At 38.4% G+C, this 17,457-nt stretch carries 18 protein-coding genes and 1 other RNA gene; 12 read left to right on the forward strand and 7 right to left on the reverse strand.

Translation table 11 applies throughout. From position 1 onward, the window contains the following. The first annotated feature begins 49 nt into the window (after positions 1–49). Positions 50–1,711 (forward strand): ribonuclease J, encoded by a 1,662-nt coding sequence (locus BI350_RS05690; RefSeq protein ID WP_425423241.1) that lies wholly within the window; start codon positions 50–52, stop codon positions 1,709–1,711. A 17-nt stretch (positions 1,712–1,728) separates the two neighbouring features. Here BI350_RS05690 and BI350_RS05695 read toward each other — a convergent pair whose 3' ends face one another. Together BI350_RS05695 and BI350_RS05700 are read right to left on the reverse strand one after the other, a co-directional pair. Next, entirely contained in the window at positions 1,729–2,535 is an 807-nt protein-coding gene (locus BI350_RS05695; protein ID WP_075527212.1) for a S1C family serine protease, read from the reverse strand. Between the two features lie 158 nt (positions 2,536–2,693). Then, positions 2,694–3,539 carry a LysM peptidoglycan-binding and 3D domain-containing protein gene (locus BI350_RS05700; RefSeq protein ID WP_075527213.1) on the reverse strand — a complete coding sequence of 282 codons (846 nt, stop codon included), beginning with the start codon at positions 3,537–3,539 and terminating at the stop codon, positions 2,694–2,696. Between the two features lie 292 nt (positions 3,540–3,831). Here BI350_RS05700 and BI350_RS05705 point away from each other — a divergent pair, with 292 nt between their 5' ends. The 3 genes from BI350_RS05705 (at position 3,832) to BI350_RS05715 (ending at position 6,382) form a co-directional block, all read left to right on the forward strand. Continuing rightward, on the forward strand, positions 3,832–4,944 hold the full coding sequence (locus BI350_RS05705; RefSeq protein ID WP_075529254.1) for a mandelate racemase/muconate lactonizing enzyme family protein: 1,113 nt from the start codon (positions 3,832–3,834) through the stop codon (positions 4,942–4,944). After that, positions 4,941–5,627 (forward strand): GNAT family N-acetyltransferase, encoded by a 687-nt coding sequence (locus BI350_RS05710; protein WP_075527214.1) that lies wholly within the window; start codon positions 4,941–4,943, stop codon positions 5,625–5,627. The genes BI350_RS05705 and BI350_RS05710 overlap by 4 nt, the downstream gene beginning before the upstream one ends. A gap of 116 nt (positions 5,628–5,743) precedes the next feature. Beyond that, positions 5,744–6,382, forward strand: a complete 639-nt coding sequence (locus BI350_RS05715) for a Yip1 family protein (RefSeq protein WP_075527215.1) — start codon at positions 5,744–5,746, stop codon at positions 6,380–6,382. Positions 6,383–6,430: 48 nt separating this feature from the next. Here BI350_RS05715 and BI350_RS05720 read toward each other — a convergent pair whose 3' ends face one another. The 3 genes from BI350_RS05720 to ssrS all read right to left on the reverse strand — a co-directional run bounded on the left by BI350_RS05720 (position 6,431) and on the right by ssrS (position 8,050). Then, a complete protein-coding gene (locus BI350_RS05720; RefSeq protein WP_075527216.1) occupies positions 6,431–7,150 on the reverse strand; it encodes a glycerophosphodiester phosphodiesterase in 720 nt (239 codons plus the stop codon). A gap of 65 nt (positions 7,151–7,215) precedes the next feature. Next, a complete protein-coding gene (locus BI350_RS05725) occupies positions 7,216–7,779 on the reverse strand; it encodes an SLOG family protein (RefSeq protein WP_082295161.1) in 564 nt (187 codons plus the stop codon). 81 nt (positions 7,780–7,860) lie between these two features. After that, positions 7,861–8,050: non-coding RNA, 6S RNA (ssrS, locus tag BI350_RS05730), on the reverse strand. Between the two features lie 125 nt (positions 8,051–8,175). Here ssrS and BI350_RS05735 point away from each other — a divergent pair. From BI350_RS05735 to BI350_RS05760, 6 genes are all read left to right on the forward strand, one after another. Next, on the forward strand, positions 8,176–8,754 hold the full coding sequence (locus tag BI350_RS05735; protein WP_075527218.1) for a TetR/AcrR family transcriptional regulator: 579 nt from the start codon (positions 8,176–8,178) through the stop codon (positions 8,752–8,754). Between the two features lie 135 nt (positions 8,755–8,889). Continuing rightward, positions 8,890–9,237 carry a DMT family transporter gene (locus tag BI350_RS05740; RefSeq protein ID WP_075527219.1) on the forward strand — a complete coding sequence of 116 codons (348 nt, stop codon included), beginning with the start codon at positions 8,890–8,892 and terminating at the stop codon, positions 9,235–9,237. A 2-nt stretch (positions 9,238–9,239) separates the two neighbouring features. Next, the gene (locus BI350_RS05745) at positions 9,240–9,554 is read left to right on the forward strand and encodes a DMT family transporter (protein ID WP_075527220.1); all 315 of its coding nucleotides are present in this window, start codon (positions 9,240–9,242) and stop codon (positions 9,552–9,554) included. 72 nt (positions 9,555–9,626) lie between these two features. After that, entirely contained in the window at positions 9,627–10,247 is a 621-nt protein-coding gene (locus tag BI350_RS05750; protein WP_075527221.1) for a hypothetical protein, read from the forward strand. A gap of 234 nt (positions 10,248–10,481) precedes the next feature. After that, positions 10,482–11,390 (forward strand): homoserine O-acetyltransferase MetA, encoded by a 909-nt coding sequence (gene metA / locus BI350_RS05755; RefSeq protein ID WP_075527222.1) that lies wholly within the window; start codon positions 10,482–10,484, stop codon positions 11,388–11,390. 517 nt (positions 11,391–11,907) lie between these two features. After that, positions 11,908–12,147: a ferredoxin family protein gene (locus BI350_RS05760; protein WP_075527223.1), complete on the forward strand. Its 240-nt coding sequence runs from the start codon at positions 11,908–11,910 to the stop codon at positions 12,145–12,147. 113 nt (positions 12,148–12,260) lie between these two features. Here the strand turns inward: BI350_RS05760 and BI350_RS05765 are convergent, their stop codons facing one another. Both BI350_RS05765 and BI350_RS05770 read right to left on the reverse strand, forming a co-directional pair. Then, positions 12,261–12,920: an HAD family hydrolase gene (locus BI350_RS05765; RefSeq protein WP_075527224.1), complete on the reverse strand. Its 660-nt coding sequence runs from the start codon at positions 12,918–12,920 to the stop codon at positions 12,261–12,263. Positions 12,921–13,048: 128 nt separating this feature from the next. After that, positions 13,049–13,687, reverse strand: coding sequence for a spore coat protein (locus BI350_RS05770; protein ID WP_075527225.1), 639 nt, complete (start codon positions 13,685–13,687; stop codon positions 13,049–13,051). 487 nt (positions 13,688–14,174) lie between these two features. Between BI350_RS05770 and BI350_RS05775 the strand changes: the two genes are divergently transcribed. After that, positions 14,175–15,464, forward strand: coding sequence for a glycoside hydrolase family 18 protein (locus BI350_RS05775; protein WP_342672206.1), 1,290 nt, complete (start codon positions 14,175–14,177; stop codon positions 15,462–15,464). Between the two features lie 304 nt (positions 15,465–15,768). Then, positions 15,769–17,439, forward strand: coding sequence for a dihydroxy-acid dehydratase (ilvD, locus tag BI350_RS05780; RefSeq protein WP_075527226.1), 1,671 nt, complete (start codon positions 15,769–15,771; stop codon positions 17,437–17,439). Positions 17,440–17,457 lie beyond the last annotated feature (18 nt).

Raw genomic sequence — 17,457 nt, forward strand, 5'->3', positions numbered from 1 at the left:
AATAGTTAGATGAAAAATAACAGAAAACGTTACAAGGAGGTTATTATCTTTGACAACATTATCCGTTTTTGCATTAGGTGGATTAAATGAAATTGGAAAAAATATGTATGTAATTCAATATGACGATGACATTGTTATCGTAGACTGTGGTTCAAAGTTTCCAGATGAAAGTTCGTTAGGGGTAGACTTAATTATCCAAGATATTGCTTATCTGAAAGAAAATCGGGAGAAAATCCGCGGACTCCTCGTTACACATGGACATGAAGACCATATTGGCGGCATTCCTTACTTTTTAAAGCAAATTAACGTTCCTGTGTATGCAACGCGATTAACGCTCGGACTAATTAATATAAAATTAAAGGAACATGGACTTTTACGAAATACAGATTTGCAGCTTATTCATGGGGACTCAAGCTTGAACTTCGGGACGATGGATGTGACGTTTTTTAAAACAAACCATAGTATTCCAGACTGTTTAGGAATTGTCTTCCATACGCCTGAGGGAGTCGTTGTACATACCGGCGATTTTAAGTTTGATTTTACGCCAATTAACAATGATTATGCGGATATTAATAAAATGGCGGAAATCGGTTCAAAAGGTGTGTTACTTTTATTATCAGAAAGTACAAACGCAGAACGACCGGGCTTTAACCCATCTGAGCGGCTGATTGGCAAAAAGATTGAAGAAGAGTTTAGAAAAGCACGGAAAAAAATCTTTATCTCTACTTTCGCGTCAAATGTTCATCGTGTCCAACAAGTGGTAGACGCTGCACATAAAACAAATCGTAAACTCGCTTTACTCGGTCGAAGTATGGTGAATGTCGTGTCTGTAGCGGAGGAGCTTGGCTATTTGCATATTCCGGAAGGCATGTTAATTGAAAAGCAGGATATTGACCAATTTGACCCGGAAGAAGTCGCAATATTATGTACGGGAAGCCAAGGGGAAGCGATGGCGGCATTGTCTCGACTCTCGACTTCTAATTTTCGTCAAGTGAAGATACATTCTGACGATACGGTGATTTTTGCCTCATCACCAATTCCTGGTAATGAAAAAAACGTGTCACAAGTGATTGATAATTTATTGCATCTTGGCGCAAATGTTATTTATGGTTCAGGAAGTGGTACGGGATTACATGTTTCTGGGCATGCATGTCAGGAAGAATTAAAGCTTATGTTAACGCTGATGAAACCGAAATATTTTATGCCGATTCACGGGGAATTTAGAATGCTTCATAAGCATCGCTCACTTGCCGAATCTGTCGGCGTTGAATTCGATAATATCTTCATTATGAATAACGGCGATGTCATTGAAATTACAAATGGAGAAGCTCGTCAAACGAAGACGGTGCATTCGGGGCATATTTTTGTAGATGGATTAGGCATTGGCGATGTCGGCAATGTCGTCCTGCGCGACCGGAAACTTTTATCTGAAGAAGGCATTGTTGTAATTGTGGTGACAATTAATCGGAACAATGGCGAACTTGTCTCTAATCCAGACATCATTTCTAGAGGATTTGTATATAGACGTGATGCAGAAGAACTGATACAAGAAGTGAATGATTTAGTTATTAAGAAAGTGGCTGAATTGCAAGGTGTGAACAGAAATCAGCAAGGGGTTGTTAGACAAACACTGAAAAAAGCGACCGAGCAGCTGTTATATGTTGAAACGAAAAGAAGGCCTATGATATTGCCTATCGTGATAGAAGTGTAAAAACCAGGTGAAGAACCTTATTCTTCACCTGGTTTTTCATTAGCCTGATGGAAGTAATCGATTGGCACAACGAGACCGACTTTTCCGTATGTATCATGGTTCATCGTCGCAAAAATAACACCGATCACGTCACCTTTTACGTTGAAGACTGGACTTCCGCTATTGCCACGATAGACAGGTGCTTGAATCATCATCACTTCTTTATCCCAGTCAGTCAACTTTGTGTAATCGAGCATCTTCCCTTCATTGGCAATCCCATGAAAACTGAGTGGATTCCCGATAAAGCGTATCGGTGCATTTGTTGTAAAATCCATTGCATTAGCAACAGTTAAAAAAGGAAGTTTTGTACCATCGACTTGAAGGACAGCAAGATCAATAGTCGGGAAGGTATCAACAACAGTCGCCGTGAATCGTCCGTCGTCGGGAAATGAAACGGTTACGCGGTCATTCCCTTCGATGACATGATAATTTGTAATCATTTTTCCATCATTTGAAATCGAAAATCCGGTTCCTTTCCCGTCATCAGTTGAGACAACGACCACTGATTTTTTGAAATGAGCGATTTCTTCGTCTTGGGATAATTTTGCAGACGTTTTCAGAAATTCAATCGCGGGGATAGAATACACTTCAAAAATAGCAGAAAATGTACTAAACGTAAGAACGAGCGCCATTAACCAGAATATCCATCTTGGAAAAGGCCGTTTTGTTCTTGGATTTTCCTTTTCAAGTCTAGCTTTTCTTAATGCCTCTTGTTGCGCCTCCAATACTAGTTCATTAAACTCTTCTTCGGTTAATTCTTCGGACGTATAATGATCTTCATTCATTATTTACACTTCCTTCGGAGAGAGCATTACTGTATATATTCATGATAGCATTTATCGAGGAATTAAAAAGCGCTGACTTCCTGATTACTATAAAACTCGATATCCTTCTAGCAAAATAAAAAAGACAAAGTCGTCATCGACTTTGTCTTCCTCATAAATTAATCCAAAATTTTAATTTGTACTGTTCGACGTCCCCAGTTTAATGCATCTTGTTGATTTTCAATGAAGACATCAATGATATTCCCTTTAATGGCACCGCCGATATCTCCAGCGATTGCTTCGCCGTAACCTTCAACCCATACACGGGAGCCGAGGGGAATGATGGACGGATCCACTGCGATGACTTTGAGATGTGGGTTTGCCCGTAAATTGATTCCGGTATAGGTTGTTCCGGAACAACCTTGGCAATATGCTGTATAGGCGGTAGCAGTGACCGTCAGTTCTCTCCCGGATGCCGACGCAGGAACTTGCTTGTTTGCGGTTGAATTGTTTGCAGTATTATTTGTTGTGTTATTTGATGCGTTGTTATTTTGAGCAGGTTGTTTTGCTGGCTCATTTGTTGTTTTGTTTTCCGTGGCAGGAGTAGATGGAGTTGCCGCCTTTGCGACATTTTTGGGTGGTGCTTTTGGATTCTTGCCATCTACCGATAGTTCTTGTCCGGGGTAGATTAAATGACCCGATACTCCATTCCAATTCATCAAGTCCGATAAGGAAATTTGATGGGCACTTGCGATTTCATAGAGTGTATCCCCTTTTTGGACGATATATGTGCCGCTTTTACTTTCAATCTTTTTTTCTGGTTCAGGTAAGATAAGGGTTGATTCTAATTCATTCCAAGTAAACAAGTCATCTACACTAATATCATTATTTTGTGCAATGTCCCATAATGTTTCGCCGGTTTCAACTTTGTACGTGGAAGTCGACGCTTCTACTGTAGCTTGTCCGCCAGTCAACCCTATGACTAATGCGAGTGCAAGCATTAGACCTACGATATGTTTTTGCATAAAATTGTTTCCTCCTCTTTAAGAAAAATTTGTTTTTCTTAAAATTTGTAAACACTATTCAACATTTTCATATTCCAAAAGGCTGCTCCTGGCCATAAGAGCATTTCGCCTTTAGAGTAGTAGTAACCACGGCTACTAAAATATATACAAAGACAACCAATGTAATATATTTGTAATATTAGCGCGATGTAAGGAGAATTTTTTGAATTAGGATAAAATAAACGATAGGATAAGTTAGAAACTTGTAAAAAAAGTTCTAACCAGACAGTAAGTACGAGAGGATTTGATGAAGATGAAGATTACTGATATAGAAATATTTGGGATTCGTCTACCGCTATACGAACCATTTGTGATTAGCTATGCCCGTTTTGACGATATGCCTTCTATTATTGTAAAAATCACGACAGATACAGGGCATGTCGGGTATGGGGAAGGTGTTGCAGACGAGCATGTAACGGGTGAAAGTTGGACATCTACGTTTGAAGTGATTAAAAATACGTTGGCACCAAAATTAATTGGCGAAAATCCGAAAAATATGGAACGAATTCACGATATTATGGATGCTGCCATTTACGGGGCACCGACTGCTAAAGCGGCGCTAGATATTGCTTGTTATGATGTTGTTGGAAAATATTTAGGTGTTCCCGTTTATGATTTATTGGGCGGGAGGTATCACGCGGAATTTCCAATTACACATGTGTTAAGTATTGCTTCTCCTGAAGATATGGCTAACGAAGCGGAAGAGAGAGTCGCGGCGGGTTATCGTTCGCTGAAAATGAAAGTCGGCGAACAAGTGATGGACGACGTGAGAAGAATTGAAGCGGTGAGAGCACGTGTTGGTGAAGAAATCGCCATTCGTGTTGATGTCAATCAAGGTTGGATAAATAGTGGTAATACATTACTAGGTCTTCGAAAGTTAGAACATTGTGCACTCGACTGGATTGAACAACCTGTCCTAGCAGATGATATCGACGGCATGGTTGAAGTAAAGGCGAAAACACATACGCCATTAATGATTGATGAAGGGTTGCGCGGTGTCCGTGAGATGAGAGAAATTATTGCGAAACGTGCTGCAGACAAGGTCAATATTAAATTAATGAAGTGCGGAGGGATTTACCCTGCGATGAAACTGGCACATATGGCTGAAATGGCGGGCATGGAATGTCAAGTTGGATCAATGGTTGAGTCTTCTGTCGGATCTGCTGCTGGATTTCACGTCGCTTTTTCCAAAAGAGTGATGACGAGTGTTGAACTAACAGGACCGTTAAAGTTTAAAGAAGATATCGGCAACTTGCATTATGACGTTCCTTTTATCCGTTTGAATGAAAAACCAGGTCTCGGTATTGATGTGGATGAACAACAATTACAAAAATTAACAAGCTTTACAGGGAAGGTTTCATCATGAATCAAAAACATATCTTGAAAAATAAAAAAGAAATAACGATTAAAGAATGTACAGTGGAACATATCGAGGCAATTCAAGCACTCCAATTGGAAGTCATTCAATCATTAACGACAGAGTCTTTTTTACAACCACTATCCAAAGAGGAGTTTTCACATATATTAACGGGAAATGGATTGATGATAGGGGCTTTTCACGAAGAAGAATTAGTCGCATTTAGAGCGCTTTTAATTCCTGATGAAAATGAAGAAGACCATTTAGGTGAGGATGCAGGACTTGCAAAAGAAGCGTGGGCATCCGTAATTTACTCCGAAGTGTCGAATGTGTTGCCAAGTTTTCGAGGGAATGGCCTACAAAAATTATTAGGAGAAATTATTTTTAATGAAATTGATACAAAGAAGTATCGTTATATTTGTGCAACGGTAGCACCTTTTAATATCGCGAGCCTAATAGATAAGTTTGCACACGGTTTACAAATTGTTGCGCTAAAAGAAAAGTATCACGATATGCTGAGGTATGTGTTTGTGAAAGACTTACAACAAGAAGAAAAGCATGCCCTGGATCAAGTCTTTATTCAAATGGCCGATACGAATAAACAGCAAGCCCTTTTAGCAGAAGGGTGGATCGGGACGAGTATGCAAAAGAACGAAGATGAGTGGGCAGTAACGTATAAAAAGTATGCATGACTTTGGTAAGGTTTATCTGAAGCTGAACTAAGAGAAAAGTTGTGAGTTGACAATTTCATGAAACTTCTCATTTGATCACCCGTAGAATAGAAGCGAGATGGAAAGGGTGGTCATGAATGAAGAGTATGTACCATGATGAGTCAGAGCTAAAAAACGAGGTCAATCCTTGGACAGCGATTTGGTATTCACCAAGAGCGGCGATACGCTCGTTCATTGAAAATCAAAGAACTATGATAGCATGCGTTTTGGCAATACTTACAGGCGTAACGAATGTCTTAAATAAAGCAATGGATGACAATATAGGAGAACACATGGCCATTCCAGCTATTTTACTCCTTGCGTTTATCGGGGGTGCAATAGCCGGATTAATCGGCTGGTTCTTTTTATCTGGAATGATGTTGTTAATCGGTAAATTGTTCGGTGGTAAAGCGACTTTTAAAGAAATGAGCATGGGAATTGCTGCTGCTTATATTCCTTTGGCATTATCGATTATTTTGTACGTATTGGATTTATTGTTTTTAGGTGAGAAACTATTTATGGACGTTCAACTGTCAACATTTCAAGTATTATGGATCTTATTATCTGGATTTATCGCGCTAATTCTATCTATTTGGAGTATTTTCCTAACTGTGAAAGCAGTTGCGGAAGCACATCGCTTTTCTTCGTGGAAAGGTTTATTAACCGTCATTATTCCATCGGCGTTCATATTCCTTTTGATAGTTGGATTTATTTTAATTGTTTCCATTTTATATTAAGCAAAATAAAAAGAGTAAAGAGGGATTACCATCTTTACTTTTTTGCATTTAATGATCTAAGTAAGCCATCATTTTTTCCGGATAGTCTGTAAAGATCGCTTGCACGCCCATCTCTTTTAATGCCAGCATTGTCCTTGGTTTATTCACTGTAAAGACACGGACAGGAACACCTTGGGCGATTAATTGTTGAATCGATGGGTTCCGAATTGCCCGATGAGAAATATGAAGCGCATCTGCATGGATTTCGTGTAAATAATGAAAAGGATCGGCAAACCCTTTCATGGCGAGTGCAGCAGTTTGGATGTGTGGGTCCAACTCTTTTATAATTTGGAAGGATTGATGGTTAAATGAAGAAATGATGACGCGGTGTGCCATTCCCATTTCGTGAATGAGTTGTAGCACTTTCTCTTCAATGCCTTCGTAGCGTATAACATCTGTTTTAAGTTCGATATTGATCAGATGATTAGTGTCTGAAAAAATTTCGAGCACTTCTGCCAATAAAGGGATTTTCTCTCCTTGAAATGCTTTTGAAAAACGAATTCCAAAATCATACGTTTTTAGCTCGTCTACTGTTAAATCCTTCACAAAACCTTGACCATTCGACGTTCGATTAATCATTTCATCATGAATCACGACAAGTTCGTTATCATTTGTAAGATGAACATCTAATTCAATTCCTGTAATTGGTAATTGGGCTGCATCCCGAAAGGCGGCTAATGTATTTTCCGGGTAGGTCCCCGAGGAACCACGATGTGCATAAATGTGCATTATTCCACTCCTAACTCAACTTTGCAACATCTTATAGTGTATGTTAGTAGATGTGTGTAATGTTCCTATTCATACCATTCTTTCAGCTGCTCTTCTTCAGCAATAAAATTTAAATCGTCAGCAGTGATGGTTATTAATTGATAATCTGCAGTTTCCATATAGCGCTCGACTAATCTTTTTACAAATTTTGGAGAACCTTCATTTTCAGCGTCATAGACAAGCACCATCCCATCAGAATTGCGAATCAAAAACTTATCTTTTTCAGTAAATTGCCAAGGCGCTTCATAAGGTGTAGAGGTTAGGCTCACCTGATAATCTGCATGAACCAACATGGATTGATACTTTTCCTTATTGGCGTCATTCCAATTTTGCTCTTGATCAATAAAAGGGGTGATGACAGCATACTTCAACTGAGGGTATTCTTCTTGAAGTTCCAAAATAACTTCAGTCGCCCACAGTTCTACCCCAAGCTGTCCACTGACAATAATCCATTCTAATCCATCAGGAATTAATGAGATAAATTGACTTTTTAATGCTTTTTTAATAATGGAGATACCAGGGTGTTTATCGTCAAATATGCCTAGTTCATGTTGTTTATAACCTGTCACAAAAACCCTTTTCACATCTATGACCTCCTGTGAAAAATTATAATCGTTAATAAATAATAAAAAAGTCAGTTTCACTAGGAAACTGACTTGGATAGACTTATGTACAAAGCCGCCTCTGCCGTATTTATTTAGAAAGTTTTAAACCACACTTTTCCAAGTGGGTGCTTGCAGAAATTTTCCTGTCTGTCTCTACAAATAATGTGTAAAGCATGCCATTCCAATTTCGATGTAAAACTCCCTTTTACTGTATAAAGGTTAAAACTTAATTGTAATACGAACAATGCAGCTTGTAACGTTAGTATACAGGAAGGAAAGGTAAAACACAATAGGCGATGACCCGTTAATCATTTCCATTGCTTCTAATTTAAATAAATTTTATAATGAATGACAATCAGTCATTTTGTTTGGAGGGGAAATTTGATGAGTAAAAAGGAGAACATTGTTCATGCAGCGATTCAGATGTTTCAAGAAAAAGGAATTGATAAAACAACTGTTTCTGATATTGTGAAAAATGCCGGCATTGCACAAGGCACTTTTTATTTATATTTTCCATCAAAACTTGCTTTGATGCCTGCGATTGCAGAAGTGATGGTAGAAAAAACGATGGATATTGTGAAAGATACCGTGCAAGAGGGTGCGCCATTTCAAGAGAAACTGGCTCAATTAGTAGAGGCAATATTTCTTGTTGCACGAGAGTATAATGAAATTCAAGCGCTGATTTATGCAGGGTTAGCGTCCACCGAACATTTAAAAGTGTGGGAAACTGTCTATGCCCCGTTTTATCAATGGATCAGCGCACTCCTAATAGAAGCCGAACAAGCAAAAGTGGTACGAGATACGATAAATATCGAGCGAACTTCCAAGCTATTAATTGGGCTAGTGGAATCTGCGGCTGAACAAGTGTATTTGTATGACGTGACCGATGAAACAGAAGTGAATCGTCAAAAAGAAGAAGTGTTGTTATTTTTGCTTCATGCATTAGGTGTAAAGCAATAAAGTATGAGGCTGGGGGCAAAGTTTAGAATGAACGCGTCCAGCCAGTGCGAATGGTATCGTGTCATAACGATTTCCATTTTTATTTTACAAACCAAGTGAATGACAATCAGTCACTAGAAGGTAGAGGGAGTTATTTTGGAGAAGAAATGGATGTATGTCGCATTAACAAGCTTTTTTGAGTTGGTATGGATATATGGATTTAATGTGGCAAATAGTTGGTGGCATTGGATATTGATTGTGGTATTTATTTTTATAGACTTCCACTATTTAACGAAAGCATGTGAAGAACTACCGACAGGAACGGTTTATGCTATCTTTGCCGGAATTGGTACGGTTGGTACTGCCCTTATGGATGTTTTTTTATTTGGCGGCAGTTTAGGGTTTGGCAAAGTCGCGTTTATTATTATTTTAGTTATCGGTGTCATCGGATTAAATTTAGCCGATAAAGCTGATGAGGAAGAGAGAGAGAAAGGACTTGCATAGCAATGGGATGGTTGTTTGTTTTATTGGCTGCAATGAGTGAAGTCGTTGGGGTTATTGGTCTAAAAATGTATAGTCAGAAAAAAACATGGCGAAATGGACTCATTTACGGGTTGGGTTTTGCTGCCTCGTTCGCCTTTTTATATGTTGCTTTTAAATATTTACAAGTTAGTATCGCTTATGCAGTGTGGATAGGGATTGGAACGGCAGGAGCGGTGCTCATTAACATGGTGGTTTTTAATGAATCAAAAAGTATAGGAAGAATCATTAGCGTGGGGCTTATCATTATTGGCGTCGTTGGATTAAAAGCTTTGTCATAAGTAGTCACTCGATTTCTAACTCCCAATTTACAACTTACGTGCATACGATAAAGAAAAGAGGGAGGAGAAGGAATGGGTTTATTTATGAATCTAGACAAAAACCCAAAAATATTTAAAAATGATGATGAACTCATTGAGCCGAATCAAGACATATATCGACAAGATGATATTGCTGAAATGATGATAGCACAGCAAAGAGCAAATGATAGATTGTATAAATCGCTGCAAGAAATCGAAAATACGTATAAAAAACAATCGAGCATACAGGCGAGAAGAATTGCAAACATCCGTTATCATATCGAAGAATTGTATGATAACCAACAAAGGCGATATGACGACGATGAGCAAGCTGTAAAATCTATGGCTCAATTGCATGAAGAAAATAAGTTGCTCTCTGAGAAAATTGAACAACAATTCAACTTGCAAAAAGAAATGTCGGAGAAATTATCAAATCATGAAGCATTTCAAACAGAAGTAATCGAACGATTAGAAAATCAAGAAGCGTTGGCGGAAAAAATATTAAGGAAGATTGATCATTTCCGTTCTATTTTATATGAACGGACTAATTTCCTCAGCGAAAAAATTGGTAAAGGATACGAAGCAACTTCCGCTTATATGACAAAGTTTATAAATGTAAATGCATCATCTAAAGGTGATGAACAAACAAAAGAACGTGCGAAAAGCATTGAATGAACAAAAACGTTAGGCACAAAGAGTAGAATTTGTGCCTAACGTTTTTTGGTTATGAAGATGTTCCAATAAGTTCATCGATTGTTAAGTGCTTATTTTGGTTTGCTAAGGTCCCATTCTCATACTATGTTCCCTTTCAGAAGAAAAAAACAAACTGAACAAGTTAGATTTCTCCAAATCAATAGAAAATAGTGTATACTAATTGAAAGATTCCAAATTAAAAAGGGAGAGAGAAAGTTGCCAATAAATATTCCGAAAGCTTTACCAGCGCGTCGATTACTAAAGGAAGAAAAAATATTTGTGATGGATGAAGAACGTGCATCGACACAAGATATTCGTCCATTGAACATTGCAATATTGAATTTAATGCCGGAAAAGGAACGGACAGAATTACAGCTTTTACGCCTTTTAGGAAATACACCGCTTCAAGTCAATGTAACATTTTTACATACAGCGACCCACGAATCGAAAAATATTAGTAAATCACATTTAGACAATTTTTATGAGACTTTTGAAGATGTGAAAAACCGTCGATTTGATGGACTCATTATAACTGGTGCACCCATCGAGCATTTACGTTTTGAGGATGTGAATTACTGGGAAGAGTTAACGAATATTATGGAATGGTCAAAAGACAATGTGACATCTGTTTTACATATTTGCTGGGGGGCACAGGCAGCACTTTATTATCATTATGGTATTAATAAATTCCCATTGGAAAAGAAATGTTCGGGTGTGTATAAACATCAGTTATCTGATCCGACTATAAAACTAGTAAGAGGATTTAACGATGAATTCAACGTCCCGCATTCAAGGTATACAGACGTTTCAATGAAAGAGATTGAAGAGCATCCTGAACTTAAATTACTTGCACATTCAAAAGATGCAGGCGCATTTATGATTATGTCTGAGGATGGAAAGCATATTATGCTTACAGGACATTTAGAATATGATGCGGGGACACTTGGGGAAGAATATGAACGTGATATAAATAAAGGGTTAACAATTGACGTACCGGAAAATTATTTCCCGAATGATGATCCGGCGAACCAACCGTTAAATACGTGGCGTTCACATACACATTTACTTTTTTCGAATTGGCTTAATTATTATGTTTACCAAGAGACGCCTTACGAGTGGAAATAAATTGGAAAAGGGATATGCTCAAATAGGAGCATATCCCTTTATTTTTATTTAGGAACTTTGAACGTACTAATCAACTCGGTCAAAGTAAGCTACATTTAGACCTTTAGTGCTGAGTTCCTCGGTAACAACCATTGTTGAATTATGTTATTAAAATTCGTATTATCGAATTATCATTATAGAAAGTTTTTCTTTCTAAACCGCGGTAATTGTTCCACTGGGGAGTTTTCTTCCCTTAAACAACGTAAGCCCTACCTACTCTTACGTCCTTACGACCCCAAAGTCGCGCCAGTGTGAATAAGAATCATTAAAAACATTCCGTAGAATGCCAGAGTATCAAGTATTGTATGTTACCATTTCTAACAATACTTTATTATACCCTATCTATAACAAAAAGTCCAGAGGGAAAATTCTATCCGACAAAATCAAAGTCATTTCGGTTTTTATTTCCAGTAAAGTATATTAAACTATTTGTATAGACATAGAAGTCGAGTAAATTGATGAGAAGGAGGCGTTATGATTGGCTTATGTCATTACAGGAGCATGTATTACTGAAAAAGCAGCAGATTGTGTTCTCGTCTGTCCAGTAGATTGTATTGAAGAAGGAGAAGATCAATACTTTATCGATCCAGATGTTTGTATCGACTGTGGTGCTTGTGTGGCTGCTTGTCCAGTTGACGCAATTCACCATGAAGAAGATTTACTAGATGAAGACCTGCCGTTTTTGGAAAAAGCAAAGTCATTTTATAATATCGCGTAATTCTCGAAAAGGTACACGACAATCGTCCGTGTACTCTTTTTTATTTTCGTAGTAAAAAACACCAATCGTCTGCAGTTCATTCTGATTAAAAAGATTGGTGTTTTTCATTGTACTTATAGAATGGTCCATTCTCGCCTTTCCGCGATTGTTTGAAGTTTTGGTTCGGGTTGAACGGCAACAGGATTGCCGACTAAACTTAAGACCGATAAATCAGAGTAACTATCTGCATAGGCAATACTGTTTTGCCAATCTACTTTCTTACCTTGTAAAGCTTGTTGAATTTTCTCGTTTTTTCTTGTTCCTTGAATATGATAAACTGGTGATTTTGAAGTGATTTTTCCATTTGTCACGGGAATATCTGTCCCAATAATCGTGTCAAAAGGCAACCCTTGAACTGCCGTATGTAGTAAAGGTGTGTATGCACCTGATACCAACATCAAATAAAAATCATCTGAAGCGTGTTCTTTCACTTTATCAACAACTGCTTCATTGAAGTCTTCGCGCATTTTTTGAGCAATTTGTTCAAAATAAATATCAGCTTCTTCAATTGTCAGTTCGTTTAATGCATTTAAGTAAATTTGCATAGAACGTTCACGCATTTTCTCGGTCGGATAAAGTTTTGCTTTACTGGCGATATATGGCGGTAATATCGACCTCATAAATTGGGGATACCTTTTGCGATAGAGAGGATGTTCTTTTAAGTGGTCCATCAGAATTTGGTACGTTTCTTTTGAATATAAAGTTCCGTCAAAGTCGAATATTGCAACGCGCATCTGCTTCACCCATTCTTTCGTAAAATAATGATAACTTAAATGATACCTTGTTTATTTCGCTACTGCAATGGTCTACTTAATGGTTAACGAAAAAAAAGCCAAGCATTTTTTGCTTGGCTTAATTATTTTCATTGTAAATTCGTTGGTGGGGGCATACTAGGTTGACCTTGACTCGTCGCATAAGCATTTAAAAGGCCTTGCATATCTTCGGTTGCAAGTTGTGGTACTTGATAATAATGATGTTTATTTTGGTAAATGGATAGTTCATATGCCATTTCAATACAGTTTGGTACGGAATCAGCAAGTACACGGCGTAGCACCGGGTTACAAGTTTCGAGCGCAGCAGCTACACGTGCTGTTGCCCCTGTTTTTGCAGAACCTAGCAAAAAGCCGGAAATCATTTCGTCAGTAATTTCAGCGCCTGGTTGCATAGGGGATTTAGGTTGAGATTGTTTCATCCCATAAACAAAGTCATTTTCCTGTTTCATCATATACGTACCAGTCGGATGAGAAGGGTCTTTCCCCGTTTTAAAAGCTTCCACGGTAATATTGTATTCATCTAACGTAAAGCGGTATTGGCGATCCAAAATATCAAGTAATTCAGGGTCTTTGACATGTGGGCGTAAAATCATTGATTGGTTTAACGCCCCAATTGTTGCGGACAAGACTTCATGTACGTCAAACAGTTCATGCCCTCCGTGATTCATTTGTGGCGGTACAAAACCTGTTTGCATATTATGGGGCTGGTTATTCGGTTCAGTATGCATAATTTTATGATCCTCCTGTTGTCACTAAAATTTTTGCAGCGTGCTTAGTATGGCTAAGTGATGTAGAAATATGTGTGTATGAACAGTGAAAATCACAAAATTGCCATTCAGGAGGGAGTCATCATCAATCCTTATTCAAATGATTGAGGCTAGATTGAAAAATTTCCAAATCAGGGTAAAGGATTAAAATTGGGAGAAAAGTAAAAACAACGAGCAATAGTAAGTTCGCATAAAAAAAATTTCGAACACACTTTTTAAAACTCAAATGTTCCCCTTCTTTCATTGGTTTAGTTAGAAATTACACACTCATTTTTAGTCTATGCGAACGCCCAAGAAAAGTTATACAAAATTTAATTATTTAAGTGAAAAAGTATTAGAGATAAATTTGAAAGACATTTACCATCGATTTCTGAGGCAAGGATGCATATTCAACTTGCTAAATTAATAAACATAGAAAAGAATGCTTTTTTAATAAGAAAGGCAGATGATGTATTTGCAAATTCACGTTGTGCAGAGAGGGCAAAGTATCTATGGGATTGCAAGGGCATACGGCATCTCTCCTGAAGAGATTGCGTCGGCAAATGAAATTCCAAATCCATCTCAACTAGTGACGGGGCAAGCGCTAGTCATTCCAGTCGAAGGAAGTTTTCATGTCGTTCAACCGGGTCAGTCGTTATATAGTATCGCAAATTTATATGGCATCAGCTATCAAGAGTTAGCCAGGATAAATGGCATATCCCCGAATACAGTATTACAAATTGGACAGCAATTAAGAATACCGACAAAGCAAAAGCGCCCGATTAATAGTTTTTTATATGTAGAGCCGAGAACACCTGTATCCCAGTCGATGATTAATGAAGTAAGGAATCGTGTAGGCGATTTAACCTTTCTAGGCATGTTTAGTTACCAAGTCAATCGGGATGGCTCATTAACTCCGCCTCCTACGGCGAATATTTTGCAAATTGCAAATGAAGCAGGCGTGACGAATGCACTCGTTGTCAGTAATCTAGAAGACTTTGCGTTTAGTGCTGATTTAGCGCGTGCAATTTTTAACGATGACGCAGCTCAAAATCAGTTGTTTGGAAATTTAATTCAAATCGCGAATGATGAAGGATACGGGGATATTCACTTTGATTTCGAGCTACTTTATCCCGAAGATCGCGAGCTATATACTAATTTTCTACGTAAAGCCCGAGACCGTTTCCGTATGGCTGGTTTGCGAATATCGGCTGCTGTCGCTCCAAAATCATCTGATGTTAGAACAGGCATTTACGGGGCACATGATTATGCAGCATTAGGAGAAATTTTGGATTATGTCATGATTATGACTTACGAATGGGGATATACGTTTAGTGACCCCCAAGCAGTAAGTCCAATACAACCTGTCCGAAGTGTCATGAACTATGCGGCAAGTGTCATACCGAACGAAAAGATTTTTTTAGGTCAAAATTTATATGGGTATGATTGGACATTCCCGTTTCCTCCCCAAGGAGGCCCGCCTGCTCGTGCCGTCAGTCCGCAACAAGCCATTCAAATCGCCTTGCAAAACGGGGCGGAAATTCAATATGATTTTCAAGCGCAAGCACCTTTTTTCCAATATACAGACGCTGCGGGAGTTTTACACGAAGTCTGGTTCGAAGATGCGAGAAGCATCCAAGCGAAATTTAATTTAATGAATGAACTAGGACTAGGTGGCATTATGTATTGGAAATTAGGTCTTGCATTCCCGCAAAATTGGTTATTACTTAATGACAACTTTACGATTCGCAAATTATGAACATAAAAATCTCTTACTACTTTTGTGAGTGAGAGATTTTTTTATTAGCAGATTCCTGGTTTGTAAGAAATGAAATTTAGGAATTAAGGGATGGTTTTAATTTATTTGATAACTATGTTGACAGCGGGCAACACGCAATTTAATATATGTTTAACTGAGTCAATTTCATAATTACTTAAAACCGCTAAGTTGATACTAGATATAGTGGAGAACGGTTTAACTCCACTATATCTGGTATCGGCATAGCGAAAAGATTGGATTATGAAATTGACTAAACTACATAATGTTAAAGGTGTGTGTTCAGATGAGAAGTAATATGATTAAAATCGGCGTTGATCGTGCGCCTCACCGAAGTCTTTTATACGCAACAGGAAAGGTGAAGCCGAAAGATTTAGAAAAGCCGTTTATTGGTGTTTGCAACTCCTACATAGATATTATTCCAGGTCATGTTCATTTACGAGAGTTTGCTGATATTGTAAAAGAAGCCATTATTGAAGCAGGTGGGATTCCTTTCGAATTTAATACAATCGGTGTAGATGATGGGATTGCAATGGGACATATCGGTATGCGTTACTCGCTACCAAGTCGTGAACTTATTGCAGATTCAGCTGAAACGGTCATTAATGCGCACTGGTTTGACGGTGTATTTTACATTCCAAACTGTGACAAAATTACACCAGGTATGCTGATGGCTGCTGCTCGTACAAATGTCCCTTCTGTATTTGTATCAGGTGGACCGATGGAAGCAGGGATTAGCTCAACGGGGCAACAAATCTCCTTGACATCAGTATTTGAAGGGGTAGGCGCTCATAAATCTGGGAAAATGTCTGCTGAAGAATTATTGGATATTGAAATGAATGCTTGTCCAACATGTGGATCTTGTTCAGGGATGTTTACAGCAAATTCCATGAACTGTTTAATGGAAATGCTAGGCGTGACACTTCCAGGGAACGGTACAATTGTTGCGACAAGTGAAAAGCGTAAAGAATTAGTTTTTGAAGCAGCAAAACATTTAGTTCGTATGATTAAAGAAGACGTGAAACCACGAGATATTATTACAAAAGAGGCAATCGATGATGCATTTGCACTGGATATGGCAATGGGTGGCTCCACTAATACGGTCCTTCATACATTGGCAATTGCCAATGAAGCAGGCATTGACTATGATTTGGCGGAAATTAACAAAATCGCCGCAAAGGTTCCATACTTAGCAAAAATAATGCCAGCATCCGATATCTCAATGGACGATATTAATAAAGCGGGTGGCGTAGAAGCAATTATAAATGAACTCACGAAAATTCCTGGGGCAATTCATCCAGATAGAATGACAGTTACGGGTAAAACGATGGGTGAACTTGTCGGTGAACATGAGATTACAAATACTGAAGTGATTCGTACAAAAGACAATCCACATAGTCCTGTTGGCGGTTTATCGGTACTTTACGGAAACCTTGCTCCTGAAGGCTCGGTGATTAAAGTTGGCGCGGTTGATCCATCGATTACAACATTCACGGGTGAAGCAATTGTTTTTGATTCACAAGATGAAGCACAAGAAGCAATCGATGACGGAACAGTACAAGCAGGTCATGTTGTCGTTATTCGCTACGAAGGGCCAAAGGGCGGACCAGGTATGCCTGAAATGCTAGCACCAACATCCGCGATTATGGGGCGTGGACTTGGAACAGAAGTTGCGCTCATTACAGATGGACGCTTTAGCGGTGCATCACGTGGGATTTCAATTGGACATATTTCACCTGAAGCAGCTGAAGGCGGTCCAATCGCTTTAGTTGAAGATGGAGATATGATTGAGATTGATTTACCCAGCCGAACAATGAATATAAAAATTTCGGATGAAGAGTTGGCAAAACGACAAGAAAACTTAAAACCATTCGAGCCGAAAATTAAAAAAGGATGGCTCGCAAGGTATTCTAAGCTTGTCACAAATGCTTCTAAAGGCGGTATTATGAGTATCTAATATTGAGCGTTTAGTAGA

The sequence above is a fragment of the Sporosarcina ureilytica genome (genome assembly GCF_001753205.1).
In the GTDB taxonomy this organism is placed as follows: domain Bacteria; phylum Bacillota; class Bacilli; order Bacillales_A; family Planococcaceae; genus Sporosarcina; species Sporosarcina ureilytica.

Excerpts from the sequence above, each read along its gene's own strand:
- BI350_RS05745 (WP_075527220.1), top strand. The coding sequence starts at position 9,240 with ATGGGATGGTTGTTTGTTTTATTGGCTGCAATGAGTGAAGTCGTTGGG.
- BI350_RS05765 (WP_075527224.1), bottom strand. The coding sequence starts at position 12,920 with ATGCGCGTTGCAATATTCGACTTTGACGGAACTTTATATTCAAAAGAA.
- BI350_RS05710 (WP_075527214.1), top strand. The coding sequence starts at position 4,941 with ATGAATCAAAAACATATCTTGAAAAATAAAAAAGAAATAACGATTAAA.
- BI350_RS05695 (WP_075527212.1), bottom strand. The coding sequence starts at position 2,535 with ATGAATGAAGATCATTATACGTCCGAAGAATTAACCGAAGAAGAGTTT.
- BI350_RS05715 (WP_075527215.1), top strand. The coding sequence starts at position 5,744 with ATGAAGAGTATGTACCATGATGAGTCAGAGCTAAAAAACGAGGTCAAT.
- BI350_RS05700 (WP_075527213.1), bottom strand. The coding sequence starts at position 3,539 with ATGCAAAAACATATCGTAGGTCTAATGCTTGCACTCGCATTAGTCATA.
- BI350_RS05705 (WP_075529254.1), top strand. The coding sequence starts at position 3,832 with ATGAAGATTACTGATATAGAAATATTTGGGATTCGTCTACCGCTATAC.
- BI350_RS05750 (WP_075527221.1), top strand. The coding sequence starts at position 9,627 with ATGGGTTTATTTATGAATCTAGACAAAAACCCAAAAATATTTAAAAAT.
- BI350_RS05720 (WP_075527216.1), bottom strand. The coding sequence starts at position 7,150 with ATGCACATTTATGCACATCGTGGTTCCTCGGGGACCTACCCGGAAAAT.
- ilvD (WP_075527226.1), top strand. The coding sequence starts at position 15,769 with ATGAGAAGTAATATGATTAAAATCGGCGTTGATCGTGCGCCTCACCGA.
- BI350_RS05775 (WP_342672206.1), top strand. The coding sequence starts at position 14,175 with ATGTATTTGCAAATTCACGTTGTGCAGAGAGGGCAAAGTATCTATGGG.
- BI350_RS05770 (WP_075527225.1), bottom strand. The coding sequence starts at position 13,687 with ATGCATACTGAACCGAATAACCAGCCCCATAATATGCAAACAGGTTTT.